The organism is Limosilactobacillus equigenerosi DSM 18793 = JCM 14505 (assembly GCF_001311375.1).
GTDB lineage: Bacteria > Bacillota > Bacilli > Lactobacillales > Lactobacillaceae > Limosilactobacillus > Limosilactobacillus equigenerosi.
In genome coordinates this window covers 102,447-117,288 of sequence record NZ_BBAS01000004.1, presented here as the reverse complement: position 1 = coordinate 117,288, position 14,842 = coordinate 102,447, and the positions used below count along the sequence as shown (strand labels likewise).

General features: G+C 41.6%; 26 protein-coding genes and 2 pseudogenes. 5 read left to right on the top strand and 23 right to left on the bottom strand.

Annotation, left to right across the window (positions count from 1 at the left end):
- The 14 genes from JCM14505_RS03515 to JCM14505_RS10335 form a co-directional block, all read right to left on the bottom strand.
- Nucleotides 1-433, bottom strand: a 433-nt coding sequence (locus tag JCM14505_RS03515; RefSeq protein ID WP_054652977.1) for a DUF1064 domain-containing protein, incomplete at its 3' end; no start/stop codon positions are given.
- A 6-nt stretch (nucleotides 434-439) separates the two neighbouring features.
- Nucleotides 440-688 (bottom strand): hypothetical protein, encoded by a 249-nt coding sequence (locus tag JCM14505_RS03510; RefSeq protein WP_054652975.1) that lies wholly within the window; start codon nucleotides 686-688, stop codon nucleotides 440-442.
- A 9-nt stretch (nucleotides 689-697) separates the two neighbouring features.
- A complete protein-coding gene (locus JCM14505_RS03505) occupies nucleotides 698-1,000 on the bottom strand; it encodes a hypothetical protein (protein ID WP_054652973.1) in 303 nt (100 codons plus the stop codon).
- A gap of 11 nt (nucleotides 1,001-1,011) precedes the next feature.
- Complete coding sequence (locus JCM14505_RS03500; protein WP_054652971.1) at nucleotides 1,012-1,239, bottom strand: hypothetical protein; 228 nt, start codon at nucleotides 1,237-1,239, stop codon at nucleotides 1,012-1,014.
- Nucleotides 1,240-1,257: 18 nt separating this feature from the next.
- On the bottom strand, nucleotides 1,258-1,461 hold the full coding sequence (locus JCM14505_RS03495; RefSeq protein ID WP_054652969.1) for a hypothetical protein: 204 nt from the start codon (nucleotides 1,459-1,461) through the stop codon (nucleotides 1,258-1,260).
- Nucleotides 1,462-1,553: 92 nt separating this feature from the next.
- Entirely contained in the window at nucleotides 1,554-1,916 is a 363-nt protein-coding gene (locus JCM14505_RS03490) for a hypothetical protein (protein WP_054652967.1), read from the bottom strand.
- An 11-nt stretch (nucleotides 1,917-1,927) separates the two neighbouring features.
- Nucleotides 1,928-2,539 carry a single-stranded DNA-binding protein gene (locus tag JCM14505_RS03485; RefSeq protein WP_054652965.1) on the bottom strand — a complete coding sequence of 204 codons (612 nt, stop codon included), beginning with the start codon at nucleotides 2,537-2,539 and terminating at the stop codon, nucleotides 1,928-1,930.
- Nucleotides 2,540-2,563: 24 nt separating this feature from the next.
- Nucleotides 2,564-3,406 (bottom strand): PD-(D/E)XK nuclease-like domain-containing protein, encoded by an 843-nt coding sequence (locus tag JCM14505_RS03480; RefSeq protein WP_156249822.1) that lies wholly within the window; start codon nucleotides 3,404-3,406, stop codon nucleotides 2,564-2,566.
- A complete protein-coding gene (bet, locus tag JCM14505_RS03475) occupies nucleotides 3,406-4,170 on the bottom strand; it encodes a phage recombination protein Bet (protein ID WP_225352242.1) in 765 nt (254 codons plus the stop codon). Before bet ends, JCM14505_RS03480 begins: the two co-directional genes overlap by 1 nt.
- Nucleotides 4,171-4,172: 2 nt before the next feature.
- Nucleotides 4,173-4,415, bottom strand: a complete 243-nt coding sequence (locus JCM14505_RS03470) for a hypothetical protein (protein ID WP_054652963.1) — start codon at nucleotides 4,413-4,415, stop codon at nucleotides 4,173-4,175.
- Nucleotides 4,416-4,632: 217 nt separating this feature from the next.
- On the bottom strand, nucleotides 4,633-4,818 hold the full coding sequence (locus tag JCM14505_RS03460) for a hypothetical protein (RefSeq protein ID WP_054652959.1): 186 nt from the start codon (nucleotides 4,816-4,818) through the stop codon (nucleotides 4,633-4,635).
- Complete coding sequence (locus tag JCM14505_RS03455) at nucleotides 4,815-5,054, bottom strand: hypothetical protein (protein WP_054652958.1); 240 nt, start codon at nucleotides 5,052-5,054, stop codon at nucleotides 4,815-4,817. The genes JCM14505_RS03460 and JCM14505_RS03455 overlap by 4 nt, the downstream gene beginning before the upstream one ends.
- Nucleotides 5,051-5,176 (bottom strand): hypothetical protein, encoded by a 126-nt coding sequence (locus tag JCM14505_RS09935; protein WP_263848939.1) that lies wholly within the window; start codon nucleotides 5,174-5,176, stop codon nucleotides 5,051-5,053. The genes JCM14505_RS03455 and JCM14505_RS09935 overlap by 4 nt, the downstream gene beginning before the upstream one ends.
- A gap of 46 nt (nucleotides 5,177-5,222) precedes the next feature.
- Nucleotides 5,223-5,357, bottom strand: coding sequence for a helix-turn-helix domain-containing protein (locus tag JCM14505_RS10335; RefSeq protein WP_082405606.1), 135 nt, complete (start codon nucleotides 5,355-5,357; stop codon nucleotides 5,223-5,225).
- A 292-nt stretch (nucleotides 5,358-5,649) separates the two neighbouring features.
- Here JCM14505_RS10335 and JCM14505_RS08930 point away from each other — a divergent pair, with 292 nt between their 5' ends.
- From JCM14505_RS08930 to JCM14505_RS09455, 5 genes are all read left to right on the top strand, one after another.
- A complete protein-coding gene (locus JCM14505_RS08930; protein WP_263848938.1) occupies nucleotides 5,650-5,817 on the top strand; it encodes a helix-turn-helix domain-containing protein in 168 nt (55 codons plus the stop codon).
- A gap of 111 nt (nucleotides 5,818-5,928) precedes the next feature.
- Nucleotides 5,929-6,300: an ImmA/IrrE family metallo-endopeptidase gene (locus tag JCM14505_RS03445; protein WP_054652956.1), complete on the top strand. Its 372-nt coding sequence runs from the start codon at nucleotides 5,929-5,931 to the stop codon at nucleotides 6,298-6,300.
- Nucleotides 6,301-6,310: 10 nt separating this feature from the next.
- Nucleotides 6,311-6,649 carry a hypothetical protein gene (locus tag JCM14505_RS09110; protein ID WP_054652954.1) on the top strand — a complete coding sequence of 113 codons (339 nt, stop codon included), beginning with the start codon at nucleotides 6,311-6,313 and terminating at the stop codon, nucleotides 6,647-6,649.
- 112 nt (nucleotides 6,650-6,761) lie between these two features.
- Nucleotides 6,762-7,454 carry a tyrosine-type recombinase/integrase gene (locus tag JCM14505_RS09195; protein WP_054652952.1) on the top strand — a complete coding sequence of 231 codons (693 nt, stop codon included), beginning with the start codon at nucleotides 6,762-6,764 and terminating at the stop codon, nucleotides 7,452-7,454.
- Nucleotides 7,455-7,700: 246 nt separating this feature from the next.
- Complete coding sequence (locus JCM14505_RS09455; protein WP_225352245.1) at nucleotides 7,701-7,895, top strand: tyrosine-type recombinase/integrase; 195 nt, start codon at nucleotides 7,701-7,703, stop codon at nucleotides 7,893-7,895.
- A 111-nt stretch (nucleotides 7,896-8,006) separates the two neighbouring features.
- On the opposite strand, the gene rplS is transcribed toward JCM14505_RS09455, so the two are convergent.
- The 9 genes and pseudogenes from rplS to JCM14505_RS08925 form a co-directional block, all read right to left on the bottom strand.
- The gene (gene rplS, locus JCM14505_RS03425; RefSeq protein ID WP_054652948.1) at nucleotides 8,007-8,363 is read right to left on the bottom strand and encodes a 50S ribosomal protein L19; all 357 of its coding nucleotides are present in this window, start codon (nucleotides 8,361-8,363) and stop codon (nucleotides 8,007-8,009) included.
- 116 nt (nucleotides 8,364-8,479) lie between these two features.
- Nucleotides 8,480-9,238, bottom strand: coding sequence for a tRNA (guanosine(37)-N1)-methyltransferase TrmD (gene trmD / locus JCM14505_RS03420; RefSeq protein ID WP_054652946.1), 759 nt, complete (start codon nucleotides 9,236-9,238; stop codon nucleotides 8,480-8,482).
- Nucleotides 9,238-9,747: a ribosome maturation factor RimM gene (gene rimM / locus JCM14505_RS03415; RefSeq protein ID WP_054652944.1), complete on the bottom strand. Its 510-nt coding sequence runs from the start codon at nucleotides 9,745-9,747 to the stop codon at nucleotides 9,238-9,240. Before rimM ends, trmD begins: the two co-directional genes overlap by 1 nt.
- Nucleotides 9,748-9,907: 160 nt before the next feature.
- Nucleotides 9,908-10,180, bottom strand: a complete 273-nt coding sequence (gene rpsP, locus JCM14505_RS03410; protein WP_054652942.1) for a 30S ribosomal protein S16 — start codon at nucleotides 10,178-10,180, stop codon at nucleotides 9,908-9,910.
- A 105-nt stretch (nucleotides 10,181-10,285) separates the two neighbouring features.
- Nucleotides 10,286-11,727: pseudogene (gene ffh, locus JCM14505_RS03405) on the bottom strand (signal recognition particle protein).
- Between the two features lie 97 nt (nucleotides 11,728-11,824).
- Nucleotides 11,825-12,931, bottom strand: coding sequence for an aspartate-semialdehyde dehydrogenase (asd, locus tag JCM14505_RS03400; RefSeq protein ID WP_054652940.1), 1,107 nt, complete (start codon nucleotides 12,929-12,931; stop codon nucleotides 11,825-11,827).
- 130 nt (nucleotides 12,932-13,061) lie between these two features.
- Nucleotides 13,062-13,404 (bottom strand): annotated as a pseudogene (locus tag JCM14505_RS03395) (putative DNA-binding protein).
- A gap of 18 nt (nucleotides 13,405-13,422) precedes the next feature.
- A complete protein-coding gene (gene ftsY / locus JCM14505_RS03390) occupies nucleotides 13,423-14,670 on the bottom strand; it encodes a signal recognition particle-docking protein FtsY (protein ID WP_054652937.1) in 1,248 nt (415 codons plus the stop codon).
- The gene (locus JCM14505_RS08925) at nucleotides 14,667-14,840 is read right to left on the bottom strand and encodes a hypothetical protein (protein WP_156249821.1); all 174 of its coding nucleotides are present in this window, start codon (nucleotides 14,838-14,840) and stop codon (nucleotides 14,667-14,669) included. Before JCM14505_RS08925 ends, ftsY begins: the two co-directional genes overlap by 4 nt.
- Between the last annotated feature and the right edge of the window lie 2 nt (nucleotides 14,841-14,842).

Genomic DNA, 14,842 nt, shown 5'->3' with positions numbered 1-14,842 from the left:
AATAAACCCCAACTGAAACAGTCGTGTTAATGATTGTCATTCTGAAATCGTGCGCATAAACTGCAACCAGCTCCACTGGATGATTGTATTTTCGTTGGTAATCGTCAATAGACTTCTTCATGCTTGCGTCAATGTACACTTTTCCGCTTGTCTGACCGCTTTTAAGCGTCTTTTCTGTAATGCCTGCCTTAACATCGTAAACGTGCTCTATCGTGCCGTCAGGGGCTAAAACAACAAAGTCCGGCGAATATGTTCGTTTCCGTCCTTTGTAACCTCCTAGCGTGTAGCTATCTCGCACAACATAAGTCGGATGATTAAGTACTCGGTCACCTAACGGCTCCAGATACCGCTTATAAAATTTAAGTTCTTTTTCTGAATCGTACTTCTGACCTTTGTAGGTGATTTTTTTGGCTATTTTGTACTTGTTAATCATCCAAGCTCACCTACTAATTAGAAAGCTAAAATCAGTCTCGATGATTAATTCATCCAGCTTGATTTGATAGTATTTGCCAAGTTTTTCAAATGAAGGATAAAGGTTATATGATCGCCCAAAATGATAGTCATAGCTAATCAATACTAGTGCTTCACCTTTGTTGTTTACGATAAAACACGTTTGATTTGGCATATCATAATCAAGCGAATAGCCTAGCTCATCAACGCTTTTAATAAATTCATCTTTATTAATCATCGTCTACTCCTAATCATTAAATTTGTTATACAAATAAGCGGCAAAACCTTTCAAAAATTCCTCGCCACCCGCTTCGGTTTCAATTTTCTGCGCCATAGAATGAGTTGCTTCTTTTACTTCTTTAGCGCTCATAGCTACTGTAACTTCATTAACATTAACTAAAACCGGATGAATTTTATTGCTGTCTGATTCATTTGCATGCAGGAACAACAATTTTCCTTTTTGTGATTGTTCTTGAATTTGCTCTAACGTTTCCGTTACTGCATACTTTCCGTCGTTTACTTGAATAATCGAATTCACGTTCTTGTTCATATTTTGTCTCCTTAATCTTTGTTGTCTAATACTTTCATCTTGAGCTGTTCTGCCATTGCTTGTACATCTGATCTTGACAGCAGCACTTCTTCTACCCAGTAATCATCTTCGTAGGTGTAATTAATCTCTTCCGCCCACGCCCTGATTTCGTCATAATCTGTAGTAATGAATGCCACCGCCTCATCACCCCACGCAGCCCAGCGGTCAAGTACAACGTATACGTTTACTGAATTTCGCATTACTTAATCACCTCGCTTTTAATCTGCTAACTTAATCAACTCAATTTTTGGTATTGGATTCTCATCCTGTTTTGTCGCATCCTGAACCGTCATCGCATTAATGCTCATCAACCGTTTAACGATTGATTCAAAGTACCGCTGGCTTGGCTGCGGTGCTTTTTCAGTTTCGCTGGTAATCCACTCTACTAATTCATCATCAACCGAATTAAGGTATTGGATCATATCCTGATTCTTAATTCGCCTTATATATAAAGTAGTAGTAGTAGTGTTTATATATGTATTACTAAAGTCTGTATTACTCTCTTTACAATTTTCTATATACCCCCTTTAGCATTCTTAACACCCCCCTTTAATTTATTAACGGGGGTATTTAAATTACTAACTACCCGTATTGAACGATTGATTATTTGCTTTCCGTCTCTAACATATTCAATCTTGATATATCCTTTTTTTGCAATGACTGTATGATTTGAGAACAACGTCCAGGAGTTAATCCAAAGAATTCTGAAAAAATGCTTATTGCTTGCAAAACAACCACGGTCGCCAGAATCTAAACTATCAATCTCAACTAAGAACAACATTTCCATCGGTTTTAAGTTTTCATCCAACCAAAATTTAGCTGGAATCCAAACGCCTTTAAAATCTCTGTTTTGATTACTTATTTTCCTAACAGTCATAATCTAGCCTCTTAAAATGGCACATCATCCAGCGTTGTTTGTTCCGTTTCCGACTGTTGAGGTTGTGGCTGATTTCCAAATGGTAAGTTGGACGTGTCTATTGCTCGTTCTACATAGTTCGGGCCCATCATTCCTGGATCCCGTGGATCACTTCCTACGCCATTGCCACCAAATTGGTTTCCTATGCCGTTTTGTGCCGGTTGGCTATAATTTACCCATTGATTATTTTGAGGTGTAGAAAAGCCTTGATTTGGGCTATTTGTATAACCTGCATTTTGCGCTGGTTGTCCTTGCCCATCATAGGTTGAGCGTGCTGGCACAAATTCAACGTGCCAGGCATTTACATCTAATGATGTCCGATTTTGTCCTTGTGATTGATATTCACGTGTCGTTAGTTCTCCAATAACTGTAATTGGGTCGCCTTTATGGAAAAATTTCATAACAAATTCAGCTGGTTTACCCCAAACTGAAACATTAAAAAATGTAGCTGGATAGTTACCGTTTTGATCCTTGCGACTTTCATTTACGGCCACACGGATATTAGCTACTTCCGTTCCACTATTTGTTTGTTGTTGGTTTGGGTCAGCAGTTAACCGACCGTTAAAAATTACTGTTGCACTCAACGTGTGTCCCTCCTTTAGTCGAAATCAATTTCTGTTGCGTGGATAAATCCATTTAATTTTTTTTGTTGACCGGCAATATTCACACTTTCCGCAATATTTTGGTTTTTCTTCTCCTGTCATCACTTCTATAATGTTTCCTTGATTTTCTTTAATCTGTTGAATTGCTTCTTCCATTTGGAAGATTGCATCACCTTGGAAATCAAATGCCATCTTATCTGGTGGGGTTTGTTTACTTACTGCGAACATATAAGGCTGACAATCAACACCAAATGTTTGCTTGATAAGTTCCTTATAGATTGCCATTTGCATTACATAGCCCCGACTTTCAATAAAATTACCCCATCGGCTTTCATCCGCAATCCAGTGTTTCTTGTGAATATCATCGACTGTTTTCAAATCAACAAAATATCCACGTTCAAGGTTCAAACTATCAATTTTTCCCTTCCACTGAATGCCGTCCATTTTCCCGGTGACGATCACTTCTTTTTCTCCATCACCTGGTTGGTAAACGAAGTTAAATAAATCATCGTCTTTTAACGTTTTAATCATCTCGTCAGCTAATTTAAATTCAGCCCTCAAGTGACCATCTGGGTCTTTTTTTGTAGGCTTAGTCATCATTAGCTCCCGATTGGTTTTATCGCCTAATTCTGAACGATTAAGCCATTTTTCATGAGCTTGTTCACTCTCAAAAGTTGAGTGAACATAATTTCCGACTAACAGTGGTGTTGGATTTGACGTAGGTTGCCAGTCCTCCTTAAGTTTTGCTAACGCTGCCGCTTCACATTTCATAAAATCCTTGTACAGGCTAAAGCTTAAGTAATGATAATCTGTTTCGTGTGCATAGTAATTATTTTGCGTGAGTTCCATTAATCTTCACCACCTAACGTTGCTTCAAACAACCCCATTTGGTCGCTATCTTCTTCTACTGGTTCAACTGGTTTGGGCTGTTCCTCTTCTTGTTCCTTGCTAGCTTTAAAATCAGCTAACAATTCTGCTGTACTTTCGGTTGCCTTGGTTGGAGCTTCTTGCACATCCACTTGGCGTGGTTGTGAAAAATCATGCTTATCGTCTTCTGTGTAAAGCGAACCAAGTGAATCAGGAAACGCTTCACGTAATGCGTTAACCAACGCCGTTTTGCGAATCATGTTCGCTGGCATCGCTTTCCATGTTGCTTGGCCTTTGCCAAACTCTCTAATTGAAATTTCAATGTGTACCGGATCATCTCTATCATCACGTTTTACTTCTGCCCATCCGCCTACAATTTGGTCGTTTGGTAAAGTAAAAGCACCATTCATATAAATGATTTCATTATTTCGAAGAACAATCACACCAGCTTTCGAACCTCGATAGTGAGGGTTGCTTTCAGCACGTTTCATGAATGCTTCTTTCGAAGTAATAATTTGCGCTGGTCGTCCTTTAAACTTAATCAAGTAAGCTTCATTCAAAAATGGATTTAAGTGTTGATACTTGCACAAGTTAATAAACATTGCTACTTCTTGGTCTGTTACTGATTCGTTACCTGACACTAGATAATTCTTAACAGTTCCAGCGGTCAATTTAACTTCTTCACCACCCGCTTTAAAAATCACTTCCTTGTTTTCAAATGATTGTTGTAATTGGTTCATTGTCATGGTTATTCTCCTGATAAAATATGTTTCATTTCCCCGGCTTGAAACGTTGAAATCGCTGATAACTGTTCAAGCGTAGTTACTAGTCGTTGTTCTTCGTCCGCTGAATGTTTGTGACTAACAATGTCGTTCACAACGCATTGCGCTTTAAACAGGTTGTCCGACATTTTCTTCAATAATTGTCTGGCATCCGGATTTGTTCCCGCCTCCAGCCAAACTTGTGATGGTGTTGTCGTATTTTCATTCATGTGTTAAACTTTCTCCTAAGGTTATTTTCTTTACGACTCAATTTTGTTGGGTCGCTTTTTTTTGTTACTGCAAATGTAATCAACACACATAAAATGTCGATTACAATCAATGCAAGTGTTAGCCAGTTGCTCCACCAGCTAACTACTGAATTCCATGTAATCATTCCAAGCAGGATTAAGAATGCCGTCCTAATCGTCTTTAACTTATGCAATTCCATTAATCAAACCAACCTCCTTTCAATTCTTCCCAACCTTGTTCATCGAGTGAACAAAGCCACAAGATGATGAACATCGGAATGAGTGTCATCCCAAGTACTGTTGTGTGCCCAGACGTGATTGTCCAGGTTGTCCAAATTCCGGCTAACATATAAGCCGTATTGGAGATAGACTTTTTAATTTTCATTTAACCCTCCTTAATTTGAAGTGGGTGTCCATTTTGGATTCCCACTTTTGTTGTGCCATAAATGTCATGGCTTTTTGGTATTCCCGAATGTCAATCATGTGATCCGGCAAGTAAACCAGAAACCACTTTGGATAATTCTCTTTTATCCAATTCATCCGTCGAGAGTATGTCGTTGGCGACATGCTCCATTCTTCGATGAATTCGGTTTTATTTAGTTGGTACCGATGTTGATTCATCTATTAAACCGCCTCCTTTCAAGATTCCCAATCGATGCTTTTTCAGCATCAATGTAAATATCTCCATTAACTTCCTTAACTGGCAACTTAATGCTTCCGTTTGTAAATTCTTGTAATTCCATCTTTACCTCCTTTATTAATTAAAATTAATAAACATACGTAACTTTATTAACTAAAATGATAATTTATTGCATTAGAAATAACCGTTAAATCAACCGCGTAAAAATTGGCTAATTTAACCGCACTTCCCAAACTGGGCTTAGATTTCCCTTGTTCCCACAAAGTAACTGTTGTCTGACTCACCCAATAGCCTTAGCTAGCTCTTTCTGAGATAATCCTTTGCTGTAACGCAACATCCGTAAATTAGGTTCTGGCATCGTACCACCTCCTTCCCTGCTTTGTTAAGGTCTGTATCAACCTTACAAATACCATTATATTAAGTTTACTTAATATGTCAATAACTTTTATTAATTTTTTTGCTATTTCTTTATTTCTTATATTAAGAAATGTTAATATTCTAGTAACAACAATTAATAAAAAGAGGTAATAAAAATGATTGGGACTAGAATTAAAGATTTGCGTAAAGAAAAAAAGAATGTCTCAAACCGAACTCGGAAGATTAGTCGGAGTTTCTCAAACAACTATCACTGCTTGGGAAAACAACAAAGCCGAACCAACCAGCGGGGCTGTTACCCGCTTAGCAGAAATCTTTAACATCTCAACCGATTACTTACTTGGATCTAAAAAAAGAAAATATCGATAGTAAAGAAAAAAACGGTAGACGAATTAATTAATCAAATGCAACAATACGAAGGTCGTCCAATCACGGATGCCGACCGTGAAACTATTCGGGGGATCATCAAGGGGTATTTAAATGTCCGACCTAATTAGCTGGCTCTACAATTTTGCATTTAAGAAAGGAATTTCGGTTGAGCAAACTAAATTACTTAGTCCAGACACCCCGTCCACTAGTTTCCCGCAAGCTAAGTTAATCATCATTAACGCTAATTGGCATGATCCTAACGAGATTCCCTTTATAATCGCTCATGAAATTGGCCACGTGATTAACCAGGACGACATTCACAGCCCTCAAGCTGAAATGGCAGCGTCATTCACAGCATTGCATTTACTAAGGAAGTATTGCGACGCTAATGACATTCCTACTGATAATTCAATTCGTTTTTGTAGCTTATTCGGTATTCCGTTTAAATATGATCATTTAGTACGTCAAGTATTAGCAAGTTAAGGAGAAAATTATGAAAAAGATTGTTTGTTGTATTTGTGGTGTTGAAGATAAATTCTCAAAACCTGTTTACGATTTAATTGATGGTGGCATTCATTATGATTGCTGGTGCAAAGTAACTGGTAACGAACGATCTCAATCAATTTCTAAATTAGTTAAAGCCTTATCAAAAATGCCATCATCCTTATTCACTTCTAAAATTGACGAAAACGGCAATGTTAAAGAAACTGCTACACAGGAAAATGGTTTGGAATTGCCTAAATGCCCATTTTGTGGAAGTACGGATTTACAAATCATGGGTATTGATCGCAAAGGTTTCTCAGTCGGCAAGCTGTCGGTGGTGCCGTTTTAACTGGTGGTATTGGATTATTAGCTGGTTTTGCCGGCAAGAAAACCGGTAAGACTGACTACTACTGTAATGATTGTCATAACCAATGCGCCTTATAAATTAAGGAGGTGCCTTAATGTGGAAAGAAAAACGAGGAGATAAATGGCGGTTTAAAGAACGTTACAGAGATCCGTTAACAGGTAAACTCAAATATGTTTCTGTAACTATGGAAACAGGAAGTCGTCAATCTATTAAAGAGGCATCCGCCGTTCTTAATCATAAAATCGATGAAATAATGGCAAGGTATTCTTCAGAGGGAATACTTGATGAAGTATTGCTTGGTCGATTAATTGATGAATATTTGGCATATTACAAAAACCGTGTTCGCTCATCAACATATTACAGCCACGTCACTACTTTAAAGAATTTTGAAAAAGAAATCGGTTCTGATGCACTGATTGCAAACATTACTCCTGAACTCATAACAGAATTTATTGAATCCTTACTTTATCGTCCAGATCCAATTAGTAATTCGTACGCATCTAGGTACAAAAATCATATTGGACAATTATTTAAATTTGCTAAAAAGAAAAACTACTTACTCAACAATCCTGTTGAGAAAGTTGAACTCACTTATCGAAATGATGAAATTAAAAGTTCGACAGCTAACAAATTTTTAGAAGAAGAAGAATTACAATCATTTCTTGAGGAGGCTTATTCAAGGAATGAAACATACGCTCAGTTATGCGAATGGCTTTATCAAACCGGCACACGTTTTGGCGAAAGCGCCAGCTTATCATTTGATGATGTTTATAAAAAAAGATGGTAAATACTATCTTAAAATAACTGGAACGCTTGATTACAACCATATCCCAATTGAACTTCAAAGCAAAACCAGCCGAACAAAAACGGCGGCCGGAATGAGAACTATCATTTTATCACCACGAGCAGTTGAGATTTACAAACAACGAGAAATTGAACATGGTAATGATCCATTTATTTTTTTCAACAAGCAATCAAACTCCAATCCAAACAACCGCAATAAATACTTTTCTACGTGGAATAAAAAAAAGACCTGAAGATTAACAAGCCACTTAGCTCGCACATCTTCAGGCACACGCATATTTCTAAATTAGCAGAGCTAGGAGTTCCACTTTACGTCATCCAGCAACGTGTTGGCCATAACGATAGCCGCATTACTAACGAAATTTATTTACACGTAACGGAAAAAGCAATGGAAAAAGTTATCCCAGCTTTGGACAAACTTTAATCAGTTTGCTCCCATTTTGCTCCCAAAACGATGATCATTCATCGATAGGGAGTTTTTTTATTATTTTTTTTGCAAAAGAAAAACCCCGCCACAGCAGGGTTTTGAGTGGTTTTAGCCTCGACGCCGTTCGGCAATACGAGCGCTTTTACCAGTTCGTTCACGTAAGTAGTAGAGCTTAGCCCGACGAACCTTACCTTGACGAACAACTTCGATCTTTTCTACCCGAGGTGAGTGAAGTGGGAAAGTCCGTTCCACACCAACCCCGTTACTGATCTTACGTACCGTGTACGTAGCGTTGATTCCGGCACCGTGGCGCTTGATAACAACACCTTCGAATACTTGAACCCGTTCACGCGTACCTTCAACGATCAAGGCGTTAACCCGGACCGTGTCCCCGGCACGGAAGTCAGGAATGTCACTACGTAATTGGCTAGCAGTGATCTTTTCTAATAATTGATTTTGACGCATAATGCAAATTTCCTTTCGCCGACATTCTTACGTCCCCTTGGAACCAGCGGAACACCGTTAATATGCTTTAAATCGCCAATAAATAATATACCATAAAGCTTAACCCTTTGACAAGGCTAATCTGCTAAATCTGGGTTTTCATATTCTAGTTTTAAATCTTGCAACATGATTTGTTGCTCACGCGTTAATGGCGCCGTTTCTAATAAGTCCGGCCGGCGCAACAACGTCCGCCGTAATGATTCTTTCATCCGCCATTCCGCAATCTTTTGGTGATTCCCGCTCGTTAAGACTTCAGGGACTTTCATTCCCCGGAAATCAGCTGGTCGCGTATATTGAGGATATTCTAATAACCCGTTCGAGAATGAATCCCCACTGGCCGATTCATGGTTCCCTAAAATTCCGGGCACAAAGCGGACCGTGGCATCAACCATGACCATGGCGGCTAATTCGCCCCCAGTCAAGACATAATCCCCTAAGGATGCTTCATCGGTCACTAATTCCCGAATCCGTTCATCATAACCTTCATAGTGGCCACAAATAAACGTTAAGTGTTCTTCTTGGGCTAATTCCATGGCATAGTCTTGATCAAACTTCCGACCCGCAGGATCCAGTAAAATCACCCGCCCTTTTGGCACTTGACCAGCAATTTCTTGTTCAATGTGATCCATCGCATCAAAGATCGGTTGGGCTTGCAATAACATTCCGGCCCCGCCCCCAAATGGTGCGTCATCAACGTGATTATGCTTGTCCGTGGTAAACTGCCGAAAATCCGTCACATGAACATCGACTAACCCATCAGCTTGGGCGTTCCCGACGATTGATTCTTGCATTGGCGCAAACATGTTCGGAAATAAACTTAAAATATCAATTCGCATTAATCTAAGCCCTCCAATAATTCCACCGTTACCGTGCCGGCCTCCAAATCAACCGTTTTAACAACGTCATCAATCACCGGTAATAATAAATCCCGTTGCCCTGGTCGTTGGACCACCCAAACGTCGTTGGCGCCCGGTGCTAAAATTTCCTTAATCTTTCCGAGCGTTTGACCGTCTTCATCCACAACGGTTAAACCAATAATTTGGTGGTAATAATATTGACCGTCTTCCAATTCACCTTGTTGGTCTTCGGCAACGGATAATTTCGCATCCCGGAAAAATTGAACATCATTAATATTGTCATAACCAACAAACTTAACAAGCATCGTTCCCTTGTGTGGCCGGGCTTGGGCAACTTCCACGGCTAAGGGGGCTTGATTAGCTTGTTCGATATACAAGGTTTGGCCCGGTTGGAAGCGTTCGTCCGCAAAATCAGTCGTTACAATGACTTTCACTTCGCCCCGCACCCCATGCGTATTCACAATCTTTCCAACTTTATATAAATTCATAGTGTAACCTCATTTTAGAATTGCTATAAAAAAAACTCCCACAACCAGCGATTGTGGGAGCCTTCTTTAAGACGCGTTAATTTACGATTGCGCAGCTGCAATCAAATCCGACTAAATTAGTGGCTTCGATCATGATCAACCGCAAATCTAATTGGTCGTCTTACTTAGTGTACTTAGCTTCGTGGAACTTCTTCATCACGCCGCCTTGTTGTAACAAGTTACGAACCGTGTCTGAAGGTTGCGCACCCTTTTGTAACCAAGCCATTACAGCTTCTTCGTCAAAGTTAACAGTCTTTGGCGTCGTCAATGGGTTGTAAGTACCTAATGATTCGATGAACCGACCATCACGTGGAGCACGTGAGTCAGCAACCACGATCCGGTAGAATGGACGCTTCTTGGAACCCATGCGCTTTAAACGAATCTTCGTTGACATAGCAATTTCCTCCTATTGATTTTTTAACAATATTAACTATACCAAGATAATCAGGGGTTGTAAAGGTTTTTTTCTTGACAGGCTAAATTTATTTTCCCAGCCGGTTTATTTCCGCTTCTTCAACCGCTTTTTCTTGTTCTTCTTCATTCGCCGGGCCATTTGGTTCATCGCCATCTTCCCGAGCTTACCACCTGGCATCCCTGGCATATTACCAAGGCCACCCATCATATTTTGCATCCCCGCAAAGTTACCGTTCGTAATTTGATTCATCATCTTCCGCATTTGATCAAATTGCTTGACCATCCGGTTAACTTCCACGATTGGGCGCCCAGAACCAGCGGCTAACCGCTTCTTCCGACTTGGGTTCATTAAGTCCGGGTTCGTCCGTTCGGCTTCCGTCATGGATTGGATAATTGCCTTAATATGCAAGAATTGCTTTGGATCAATCGATAAATTCTTTAAGGCCGGATTGTTCGCCATCCCCGGCATCATCTTTAAGAGATCTTCGAGTGGTCCCATCTTCGTCATTTGGTCAATTTGATCCAAGAAGTCATTGTAATCAAAGGAATTTTCTTGCATCTTCCGCATCGTTTCAGCGGCTTGTTCTTCGTCAAAATTCTTTTGGGCCTTTTCAATCAGGGTTAACATGTCCCCCATCCCTAGAATCCGAGAAGCCATCCGGTCCGGATAGAAAACATCTAAGTTTTCCATCTTTTCCCCTTCCCCAACGAACTTAATTGGTTTTCCGGTTACGGCCCGGATTGACATGGCGGCCCCACCCCGGGTATCACCATCGAGCTTGGTTAAAACAACCCCCGTGATATCAAGTTGGTCGTCGAATCCTTCCGCCGTGTTAACCGCATTTTGCCCGGTCATCGCGTCGACCACGAGTAAGATTTCGTTAGGATGCGTTAATTCCTTAATCTTAACTAATTCATCCATTAAGGCTTCATCAATTTGTAACCGCCCGGCCGTATCAATGATAACGTAATCGTTCTTTTGAATCGCTGCTTGCGTCATCCCTTGGCGCACAATTTCAACGGGATCCACATCCGTCCCCATTTCAAAGACGGGCACGTCAATCGAATCCGCCACTTGTTGTAATTGGGTAATGGCAGCTGGCCGGTAAACGTCGGCCGCAATAAACATCGGCCGCGCCTGGTCTTCTTCTTTCAGCTTTAAGGCTAACTTCCCGGCCGTGGTCGTCTTCCCGGCCCCTTGCAGCCCCACCATCATGATGACGGTTGGAATATGCGGAGCTTTATTTAAAGGCGCCGCCGTTTCCCCCATCATATTAGTTAATTCTTCATTAACAATCTTGACGATTTGTTGGGCGGGATTTAAGCCTTTTAAAACTTCGGCCCCAGTTGCTTTGGCTTGGACCGTCTTCACAAAGTCCTTCACCACTTTAAAGTTAACGTCGGCTTCTAATAATGCCAGCCGAATTTCGCGCATCGTTTCACGTAAATCAGCATCCGTCACTTTGGCTTCCGCCGTAATTTTTCCATCGTTTTTTGAAGTCGTTCGGTTAGTCCTTCAAATGCCATAATAATCTCCTCTGTGTTCTAAAGTGCTAAGGTTTATTTTACCATATTCAACCACCAAATTAAAAAGGAGCGCTAGTTAATAGCGTTCCTTAATTCATTAGAGATCTAAATCAGCTTTCGCCTTTAAATATCCCTTTTCATATAAGGCTTCAGCACTTAAAACCCCACCACCCGCGGCACCGCGCAAAGTGTTGTGAGATAAGCCGACGAATTTCCAATCAAAAATGCTATCTTCACGTAACCGACCAATCGAAATTCCCATCCCGTGTTCGAAGTTTACATCTTGTTGGACTTGTGGCCGATCATCGTCCGTTAAGTATTGAATAAATTGCTTAGGGGCACTTGGTAACCCAACGGCTTGCGGATAACCAGCATAATCTTCTAAGGCCTGAATCAATTGTTCCTTGGTTGGGTGTTGCTTAAAGTTCACAAAAACCGAGGCCGTGTGACCATATAAAACGGGCACCCGGATACATTGACTCGTAATCTTCACATCCGTCGCATTCACAATTACCTTTTGGTCATCATCAACATGGCCCCAAACTTGGAGGGGTTCCTTTTCGGACTTAGCTTCTTCCCCGCCAATGTAAGGAATAATATTGCCAACCATTTCCGGCCATTCAGCAAAGTTCTTCCCAGCTCCCGAAATTGCTTGGTACGTTGATACCACCACTTCAGTTGGTTCAAATTGCCGCCAAGCAGTTAACGCTGGGGTGTAGCTTTGAATGGAACAATTTGGCTTCACCGCAATAAACCCATGCTTCGTGCCTAAGCGTTCCCGTTGATACTTAATGACGTCGTAGTGATCTGGATTAATTTCTGGCACCACCATTGGCACGTCCGGCGTCCAGCGGTGGGCACTGTTGTTAGAAACCACCGGTGTTTCGGCCTTAGCGTACGCTTCTTCAATCGCCTTAATTTCATCTTTAGGCATGTTAACAGCACAGAAAACAAAGTCAACTTGACTGGCAATTTCATCCACGTCTTCCACGGCATAAAGTTCCATTTGGGTCACCGCGGCTGGAATTTCGGTGTCCATCTTCCACCGACCGTCCACAGCTTCTTGGTACGTCTTCCCTTTATTCCGTGCACTAGCCGCTACTAAGACCACTTCAAACCAAGGGTGATCAGCTAATAATTCAATAAAACGTTGGCCAACCATTCCCGTGGCCCCTAAAATTCCAACTCGTAACTTCTTTGGCATTGGAATGCCTCCTTCATTAATTAAAAATTCATGATAATGGTTTCATTATACACTAATTTAAGCCAGAAAATGCAGTGAAATTAATAAAAAAAATTGAGGCTCTCTTGTGAGAGCCTCAATTTGGTCATTGCTATTCTTCTTCTAAGTTTTCCAACCCAGCCACTAATTGTTGTAGCTGTTCATCAGCTGGATACTTAGCTTGGACATACGCTTGAATGGCATCCGTTTGTTGATTACGTAACGTATAGTTTTTCAACAAATGTAATTTATCTTCGTACTCTTCCAAAATTTTTTTCCGTCCGGCGAATGTTATCGTAGACGGCTTGGCGCGAAACGGCGAATTCTTCAGCAATTTCACCCAAGGAAAAATCATCGGCATAATACAATTGCAAATAATCATTTTGCTTCGTCGTTAATAATGGTTGGTAAAACGCGAATAACGCATTCACCCGTTCATTCTTCTCGAGTTCCATTGCTCCATCCTCCCGTTTTTAATCGACTTTCACGAGCCCTTTAAACAACCCGTAAACAAAGTCACTCGCATCAAAGTCGGCTAAGTCACTCACTTGTTCCCCAAGCCCAACTAACTTAACGGGGATGTGTAATTCATTGCGAATTGCTAACACAATCCCCCCACGGGCCGTACCGTCTAATTTCGTTAAGACAATCCCAGTCACGTCAGTACTATCATTAAAGATTTTGGCTTGGTTTAACGCATTTTGCCCCGTCGTTGCATCCAACACTAATAAGACTTCATGCGGTGCATCCGGAATTTCACGCGTTAAAATGCGCTTCATCTTGGCCAATTCGTTCATCAAATTGACCTTGTTTTGCAGCCGGCCGGCGGTATCAACTAACAAAATGTCGTAGTTGTCCGCTTTGGCTTGCTTGACCGCGTCAAACACGACCGCCGCTGGATCACCGTTTTCGGGTCCCGTCACGATGTCAACGCCGTCCCGTTTGGCCCAAACGTCTAATTGTTCCGCGGCTCCGGCCCGGAACGTATCCCCAGCCGCTAATAAGACTTTCTTACCGGCCTGCTTGTAACGGGCTGCTAACTTCCCAATCGTCGTCGTCTTCCCGGCCCCGTTAACCCCAACAAACATAATTACCGTTGGACCCGTTGGTGCGGTAGCTAAGGCGACTTGTTCATTTTCACCCGCGGCTTCGTACAACTCAACCATCTTTTCAATGATGACATTGGAAACTTCTTGGCTGGACTTAGCGTTTTGTAGTTTTACTTCGTCCCGTAAGCTATCACTTAACTTCACCGCCATTTCGTAACCAACATCGGATTCAATCATTAATTCTTCGAGATCGTCAAAGAAGTCTTCATCAACGGAACGGAACCGCGCTAAGAAACGGTTCAAGCGTTCCCCAAACCCACTTCGCGATTTGGCAAGGCCGTGTTCGTACTTCGTTTCAACTGACGCTTCATCAGCTTCATCACCTTCGTCATCTTCGTCAGCAGTTGTTGTTACAGTTGGTTCCACCGCAGTCGGTGCTGATTCGGCTGAAACTGATTCAACTTCCGCTGCTGGTGCTGGATTATCAACTGCCGCTGGCGTTGGCTCTTCCGTTGCAGCTACATCAACTTCTTCAGCGGGGGCTTCATCATTAGCTTCGGCGGCTGCTGAAACTGAGGCTTCAACTGCAGCCGGTTCTTCACTATCAGCATCCGCCGGCGTGGCAATTGGTTCCGCCTCAGCAGCGGTTGCGTCCGTCACTACGGTGTTCATCCTTCCGTTACCGGGGTTGCTTGTTCTTCATCAGTTACCACTGTTTCCGGAGCAGTTGACGCTGGTTCGGCTGCCGCTGGCGTTGCTTGTTCGACCGTCGGTGTGGCATCCGGTTGCGTGGCTTCAGTTTCTTTTTTTCGCTTTGCGTTTAAAAATATCAAATAATCCATGA